Annotated in this window: 3 protein-coding genes and 1 pseudogene; 3 read left to right on the top strand and 1 reads right to left on the bottom strand. The window is 63.6% G+C overall.

The features are described 5' to 3' along the window. Window positions 1-54: 54 nt before the first annotated feature. Window positions 55-495 (bottom strand): annotated as a pseudogene (locus tag EN964_RS26780) (GntR family transcriptional regulator); the annotation flags it as partial. Between the two features lie 81 nt (window positions 496-576). Here EN964_RS26780 and EN964_RS26775 point away from each other — a divergent pair. The 3 genes from EN964_RS26775 to EN964_RS26765 form a co-directional block, all read left to right on the top strand. Further along, window positions 577-1,068, top strand: a complete 492-nt coding sequence (locus EN964_RS26775; protein WP_127269511.1) for an Lrp/AsnC family transcriptional regulator — start codon at window positions 577-579, stop codon at window positions 1,066-1,068. Between the two features lie 415 nt (window positions 1,069-1,483). Beyond that, window positions 1,484-2,977 carry an NAD-dependent succinate-semialdehyde dehydrogenase gene (locus tag EN964_RS26770; protein WP_127269510.1) on the top strand — a complete coding sequence of 498 codons (1,494 nt, stop codon included), beginning with the start codon at window positions 1,484-1,486 and terminating at the stop codon, window positions 2,975-2,977. A 38-nt stretch (window positions 2,978-3,015) separates the two neighbouring features. Continuing rightward, window positions 3,016-4,225 (top strand): aminotransferase class III-fold pyridoxal phosphate-dependent enzyme (locus EN964_RS26765; protein WP_127269509.1); only part of this gene is annotated, 1,210 nt, incomplete at its 3' end.

Below are 4,225 nucleotides of genomic sequence, written 5' to 3'. Positions count from 1 at the left end.
GAGAACCTGCCGTCGAGTTCAGCACTTTCGTTCCGGCCCAACATGGTGTTTCCGCGCCACCGCGCGGTGGCGCGGAAACACCATGTTGGGCCGGAACGAAAGTGCTGAACTCGACGGCAGGTTCTCAGCCAGCCAGCCCAGTGCTTGTTTCAGCCGCTCCAGATGCATCGGCTCACAAACCGGTTTCAGGATCGACAGGTCGATGACTTCGCCGAGCCGCTCGGGCAGATATGGCGGCTCCGGCTCGCGGCGCTGCGTCTGGACGAAGCTGCCGCGGCCGATCTCGCCCGAAATCAGGCCGCGACGGATCAGTTCCTCATAGGCGCGGCTGACCGTCTGCACCGAAAGTTTCAGATCGTCGGCCAGCCTGCGATGGGTCGGCAGCCGCGCACCATTGGCCAGGCGCCCGTCATGGATGGCACGCGCGAACTGGTCGGCCAGCGATTGATATGCCGGCCGCCTGATGAGTGCGGGATCGGGTTGCCACAATGTCATGACTTATTAGAGATCGAAATCAGTGCAATTGACAATCGAAATAATGCGCCGTCATGGTACTCGGACGAAAAGTGAGCTCTGATGACATCAGCGAAACTCGACCCGATCGACCTGAAAATCCTCGACGCCATCCAGCGCGACGGACGCATTACCAAGCTGGCGCTGGCCGAGCAGGTCGGCCTGTCGCCGACGCCGTGCTGGATGCGGCTGCGCAAGCTGGAAAAGGCCGGCATCGTCTCGGGCTATCACGCCAGGATCGCCATGCGCGTCGTGGCACCCGTCGCCACCGTGCTGATGGAGGTGACCCTGGCCAACCACCGCCAGGCCGATTTCGACCGCTTCGAGCGCGTCATCCGAGACATCCCAGAGATCGTCGCCTGCTGGTCGGTGGGCGGCGGCGTCGACTATGTGCTGAAGGTGATGGCGCGCGACATCGACGCCTATCAGCGGCTGGTCGACGGCTTGCTCGACCGCGAAATCGGCATCGATCGCTACTTCACCTACATCGTCATCAAGACAGTGAAGGACGAGATCGCGCTGCCCATAGCCGACCTGCTGCCGGCGCAAGCATGAGGTCAATCTCCCCTACCGTACACCCAGGAGACTGATCGAAACCCCCGTCACGTCGTCATCCTGGGGCGAAGCAAGGAGCGCAGCGACGCGGCGCAGACCCCAGGATCCATGCCGCGACTTCAAAGCGCTGCTGCGGTGCAGAATTCTGCTCCGCTGCATTCCTCGACCAAGATCACGGCATGGATCCTCGGGTCTGCGCCGCGTCGCTTCGCTCCTGCTCCGCCCGTGGATGACGAAGGCGGGGAGGCTTCGGCCAATCTCCAGGTTTAGTGCCGCCCACCGGTCAGCAGAGAGATCATCTGCGCCCGCGGGCCAATAGAGACAATCTCTCTCTATGGGGCTGTCCAAACAGCCTTTCTGTCTGCATCGGGACGGATAATCTTCCCGCATCAGTCCGAACCGGGAGGTCTCGACCATGTCCGCGCATTTCGCCCGCTCGCATCGCCATGAAGCGCTCGATCGCCTCGCCGACCGCCGGCTGCTGCGTGAACTCGCCTATGTCGATGGCCACTGGACGGCGAGCGAGGCTGCCGAAAGCTTCGAAGTCACCGACCCGGCCACCGGCACCACAGTCGCTTTCGTCGCCGCGCTCGACGGCCGGCAGACGACGAAGGCGATCGATGCCGCCGCGCGCGCCTTCCCGGCGTGGCGGGCGCTGTTGCCGCAGGAGCGCTCGAAAATCCTGCGGAAATGGTTCGAGTTGATCATCGCTGCAAAGCAAGACCTCGCTCTGCTGATGACGCTGGAACAGGGCAAGCCGCTGCAGGAGTCGCTGGGCGAAATCGACTATGCCGCTTCCTTCGTCGAATGGTATGCCGAAGAAGCAAAACGCTTGAATGCCGAGAGCGTCACAAGCCATCTGCCGGGCGCCGAGATGATGGTGCGACGCGAGCCGCTCGGTGTCGTCGGCGTCGTCACGCCGTGGAATTTTCCGTCGGCGATGCTGACCCGCAAGGCTGCGGCAGCCCTTGCCGCCGGCTGCACGATCGTTGCGCATCCGTCCTCGGAAACACCGCTGTCGGCGCTGGCGCTGGCCGAACTCGGCGAACGCGCCGGCTTGCCCGCCGGCGTCTTCAACATCATCACCGGCAAGGCTTCGACCATCGTCGGCCGGATGTGCGAAGATCCGCGCGTCCGTGCCATGAGCTTTACCGGCTCGACCGAGATCGGCCGGCTGATCGCCGCGCAAAGTGCTGCGACGATGAAGCGGCTGGTGATGGAGCTTGGCGGCCACGCCCCGCTGATCGTCTTTGCCGATGCCGATCTGGACAAAGCGGTTGATATCGCCATCGACGCCAAATTCGCCACGTCGGGCCAGGACTGCCTCGCTGCCAACCGTATCTATGTCCAGCGTCCGATCTACGATCGGTTCTGCGCCGCCTTCGCCAAGCGTATCGAGACGTTGCGGACCGGCAATGGCCTTGCTGATAGCACCGACATCGGCCCGCTGATGCACGAGCGCGCCGTCAAGAAGGTCGAGGAACAGGTCGCCGATGCCATCGCTCACGGCGCGCGCTGCCTCACCGGCGGCAAGCGGCACCAGGCTGGCCCACTGTTCTATCAGCCGACGCTGCTGGCCGATGTCACCGATGAAGCACTGATCATGCGCGAGGAGACGTTTGGTCCGGTTGCCGCCGTGACGCCGTTCGACAGCGAGGATGAAGTGATTGCCCGCGCCAACGCTACCGAATATGGCCTCGTTGCCTATGTCGTGACCGAGAATGGCGGCCGGCAGCAGCGCATGGGCCGCGCGCTCGACTACGGCATGGTCGCCATCAACCGCGTCAAGATCACCGGCGCGCCGATTCCGTTCGGCGGCGTCAAGCAATCGGGCATCGGGCGCGAAGGCTCGCGCCACGGACTCGAGGCTTTCACCGATCTCAAATATCTCTGCCTGGATGTAGCTTAAGCTGCGCCGGAATCGCCGTTTTGTCAGGAGTCAAAAGAATGCTCGACCAGTCCAACGAACTCGCCGCCTGGGATCGCGACCACTTCTTCCATCCCTCGACCCATATGGGCACGCATGCGCGGGGCGAAAGCCCGACGCGCATCATGGCCGGCGGTGAAGGCGTCACCGTCTGGGACAACAATGGCAAGAAGAGCCTCGATGCCTTCGCCGGCCTCTATTGTGTCAATGTCGGCTACGGCCGTCAGAAGATCGCCGATGCCATCGCCGCCCAGGCGAAGAACCTCGCCTACTACCACGCCTATGTCGGCCACGGCACCGAGGCCTCGATCACGCTGGCCAAGATGATCATCGATCGCGCGCCGCAGGGCATGTCGCGCGTCTATTTCGGCCTCTCCGGTTCCGATGCCAACGAAACCAACATCAAGCTGATCTGGTACTACAACAACGTGCTCGGCCGGCCGGAGAAGAAGAAGATCATTTCGCGCTGGCGCGGCTATCACGGCTCGGGCGTGATGACTGGATCGCTGACCGGGCTCGACCTGTTCCACAACGCCTTCGACCTGCCGCGCGCACCGATCCTGCACACCGAGGCGCCCTACTATTTCCGCCGCGCCGACCGCTCGATGAGCGAGGAGCAATTTTCTCAGCATTGCGCCGACAAGCTCGAGGAGATGATCCTGGCTGAGGGTCCGGAAACCGTCGCGGCCTTCATCGGCGAGCCGATCCTCGGCACCGGCGGCATCGTGCCGCCGCCGGCCGGCTATTGGGAAAAGATCCAGGCGGTGCTGAAGAAGTACGACGTGCTTCTGGTCGCCGACGAGGTGGTGACGGGCTTCGGCCGGCTGGGCACCATGTTCGGCTCCGACCATTACGGCATCAAGCCGGACCTGATCACCATCGCCAAGGGCCTGACCTCGGCCTATGCGCCGCTGTCGGGCGTCATCGTCGCCGACAAGATGTGGCAGGTGCTGGTTGAGGGCTCCGACAAGCTCGGTTCGCTCGGTCATGGCTGGACCTATTCGGCGCATCCGATCTGCGTCGCCGCCGGTGTGGCCAATCTCGAACTGATCGACGAGATGGATTTGCTGACAAATGCCCGCGAGACCGGCGCCTATTTCCGCGCCGAACTGGCCAAGGCGGTCGGCGGCCACACGAATGTCGGGGACGTCCGCGGCGACGGCATGCTGGCGGCGGTGGAATTCGTTGCCGACAAGGACGACCGGGTGTTCTTCGACGCCTCGCTCAAGA

The organism is Mesorhizobium sp. M7A.F.Ca.CA.001.10.2.1, from assembly GCF_003998575.1.
In the GTDB taxonomy this organism is placed as follows: domain Bacteria; phylum Pseudomonadota; class Alphaproteobacteria; order Rhizobiales; family Rhizobiaceae; genus Mesorhizobium.
Note: the sequence above shows the minus strand (reverse complement) of the source record. Positions and strands in the feature narration are given on the sequence as shown.

Excerpts from the sequence above, each read along its gene's own strand:
- EN964_RS26775 (WP_127269511.1), top strand. The coding sequence starts at position 577 with ATGACATCAGCGAAACTCGACCCGATCGACCTGAAAATCCTCGACGCC.
- EN964_RS26770 (WP_127269510.1), top strand. The coding sequence starts at position 1,484 with ATGTCCGCGCATTTCGCCCGCTCGCATCGCCATGAAGCGCTCGATCGC.